Source organism: Bradyrhizobium sp. (genome assembly GCF_035309285.1).
In the GTDB taxonomy this organism is placed as follows: Bacteria; Pseudomonadota; Alphaproteobacteria; order Rhizobiales; family Xanthobacteraceae; genus Bradyrhizobium.
On record NZ_DATGFH010000173.1, the window covers coordinates 1 to 2,725 of the forward strand.

Consider the following 2,725-nt stretch of genomic DNA (forward strand, 5'->3'; position numbering starts at 1 on the left):
CGGGTTCATCGCCACCATCATGTCGACGCCGCCGCGCGCGCCGAGATGGCCGGCTTCCGTCACCCGCACCTCATACCAGGTCGGCAGGCCCTGGATGTTGGAGGGGAAGATGTTGCGCGGGGAGACCGGCACGCCGTGGCGAAGGATCGCACGCGCGAACAGCTCGTTGGCGGAGGCCGAGCCGGAGCCGTTGACATTGGCGAAGCGGACGACGAAATCGTTTACGCTGCTGATCGCTTTTTGCTCGGGCATGATGAACCTGCGTAAGTCATATCGATAAGGTATTTCTGCATGTCCCAGGCGCCGGTCGGGCAGCGCTCGGCGCACAGGCCGCAATGCAGGCAGACGTCTTCGTCCTTCACCATCACCCGGCCGGTCTTGAGGTCGCTCGAGACGTAAAGGTCCTGGTCGGGATGCACGGACGGCGCCTTCAGGCGCTGGCGCAGATCGGCTTCCTCGCCGTTCTCCGTGAAGGTGATGCAGTCCATCGGGCAAATGTCGACGCAAGCGTCGCATTCGATGCAGAGCGAGGTGGTGAACACCGTCTGCACGTCGCAGTTCAGGCAGCGCTGGGTCTCGCCGAGCGCGAGCTTGACGTCATAGCCGAGCTCGACTTCGGCGCGGATGTCCTTCAGCGCGATGACCTTGTCGCGATGCGGCACCTTGAAGCGCTTGTCGATCGAGATGTCGTTGTCGTAGCTCCACTCGTGGATGCCCATCTTCTGCGAGGTGACGTGCACCTCGGGCAGCGGGCGCTCCTGGATGTCCTCGCCGGAGACGAATTTGTGGATCGAGAGCGCGGCGTCGTGGCCATGCGCGACCGCCCAGATGATGTTCTTCGGGCCGAACGCGGCATCACCGCCAAAGAAGACTTTCGGGTTGGTCGAGCCCATGGTCTTCGGATCGACCTTGGGCATGTTCCATTTGTCGAACTCGATGCCGATGTCGCGCTCGATCCAGGGGAAGGCGTTCTCCTGGCCGACCGCAACCAGCACCTCGTCGCAATTGATGGTCTCGTCGGCCTCTCCCGTCGGCACCAGATTGCGGCGGCCCTTGGCGTCGTATTCGGCCTTGACCTTCTGGAAGGTGACGCCGGTGAGCTTGCCGTTGTCGTGAACGAAGGCGACCGGCACCATGTAGTTGAGGATCGGAATGTCCTCATGCATGGCGTCTTCTTTTTCCCAAGGGCTGGCCTTCATCTCCTCGAAGCCGGAGCGCACGATCACCTTGACGTCCTCGCCGCCGAGCCGGCGCGCGGTACGGCAGCAATCCATCGCGGTGTTGCCGCCGCCGAGCACGATCACGCGCTTGCCGATCTTGTCGGTGTGGCCAAAGGAGACGCTGGAGAGCCAGTCGATGCCGATATGGATGTGGCTTGCTGCTTCCTTCCGACCGGGAATGTCGAGCTCGCGGCCGCGTGGCGCGCCGGAACCGACAAAGATCGCATCGTAATTGTCGGCCAAGAGCTCCTTCATGCTCTCGATGCGCGTGCCGCCCTTGAACTCGATGCCGAGGTTCAGGATGTAGTCGGTCTCCTCGTCGATCACCGAATCAGGCAGGCGGAATTTCGGAATCTGCGTCCGCATCATGCCGCCGGCCTTGGGATCGGAATCGAACACCGTGCAGTGATAGCCGAGCGGGGCGAGATCCCGCGCGACGGCAAGTGAAGCAGGTCCGCCGCCGACCAGCGCGATGCGCTTGCCGTTCTTCGGTCCTGGCTTGGGCAGGCGATGCCTGATGTCGTCCTTGAAGTCGGCGGCGACGCGCTTCAGGCGGCAGATCGCGACGGGGGTTTCCTCAACGCGGCCGCGGCGGCAGGCCGGCTCGCAGGGGCGGTCGCAGGTGCGTCCCAGGATTCCCGGAAACACATTCGACTTCCAATTGATCATGTAGGCGTCGCTGTAGCGGCCTTCGGCGATCAAGCGGATGTATTCCGGAACGGGTGTGTGTGCGGGACAGGCCCACTGGCAGTCGACTACTTTGTGGAAATAATCGGGTGCCGAGATATCAGTCGGTTTCATTCCTACCTTGTCCGCGCCAGAACTCGAGCGCGCGGCCTTACATCTTTCTGCGAACGCTTGGCACGGCGTTCTTGTGGTTTTTCAATTGTATCATCGGGTTGTGGTATTAAAGCCAATCAAGATGATGCACAAAGGCAATTTTGCGCGATCTTCAGATTTCATGGGGTGAACGCCACGTAAGAATAAAAAAGCCTTTATGCGGCAGTGCAGCATACGTGGCGTCGGGGCACCTGCATTGACTTAGAGCAACGGAATGTCGCCTTTCGCAAGGTCCCACATCAGGCGATAGCTGCCGCTCGAAATCACCGCGGATTTGAATGGGCCGCCATCCGCCAGGAGCGCCACGGCAACCGAAGCCGCATGCGTATCTGTTGCGTCGATCAGCGCAAACCAATCGGACGCGCCGGGGTTCGCCGCGGCTGGAATTTCCGCGGTTGGCCCGGACAGAGCCCCATCGCTCTCGATCAGGTGCATCGAGATGACGCCGTCGCCAAACAGTGGATCGAACGCCTGAAGTGCCGACCGCAAGGTGTTTTCGTTGCCGGGCGCGCAGCGAAGGCGGACGACGCCGAGCGCGGCACCGCGACCCCGTCCGCGGCTGATCGTGACGCGGGCCACCACGCGAATCATGTTCCTGAAACGCGCCATGGTCTTCTTCGACCACTCGGTCGGGTTGGCGAGCCGAGCTTTGTAGGCGGGGCTAT

At 62.0% G+C, this 2,725-nt stretch carries 3 protein-coding genes; all 3 read right to left on the bottom strand.

Going from position 1 to position 2,725, the window contains the following annotated elements:
• A partial coding sequence (locus VKR55_RS31555; protein WP_324409314.1) for a 2-oxoacid:acceptor oxidoreductase family protein occupies nucleotides 1-252 on the bottom strand: 252 nt, incomplete at its 3' end.
• Nucleotides 222-2,021, bottom strand: a complete 1,800-nt coding sequence (locus VKR55_RS31560) for an FAD-dependent oxidoreductase (RefSeq protein WP_324409315.1) — start codon at nucleotides 2,019-2,021, stop codon at nucleotides 222-224. The genes VKR55_RS31555 and VKR55_RS31560, both read right to left, overlap by 31 nt.
• 240 nt (nucleotides 2,022-2,261) lie before the next feature.
• The coding region (locus VKR55_RS31565; protein WP_324409316.1) for a hypothetical protein at nucleotides 2,262-2,725 on the bottom strand (464 nt) is incomplete at its 5' end.

Bases quoted from the DNA above. Each gene is read 5' to 3' on its own strand.
- VKR55_RS31560 (WP_324409315.1), bottom strand. From the start codon at position 2,021: ATGAAACCGACTGATATCTCGGCACCCGATTATTTCCACAAAGTAGTC.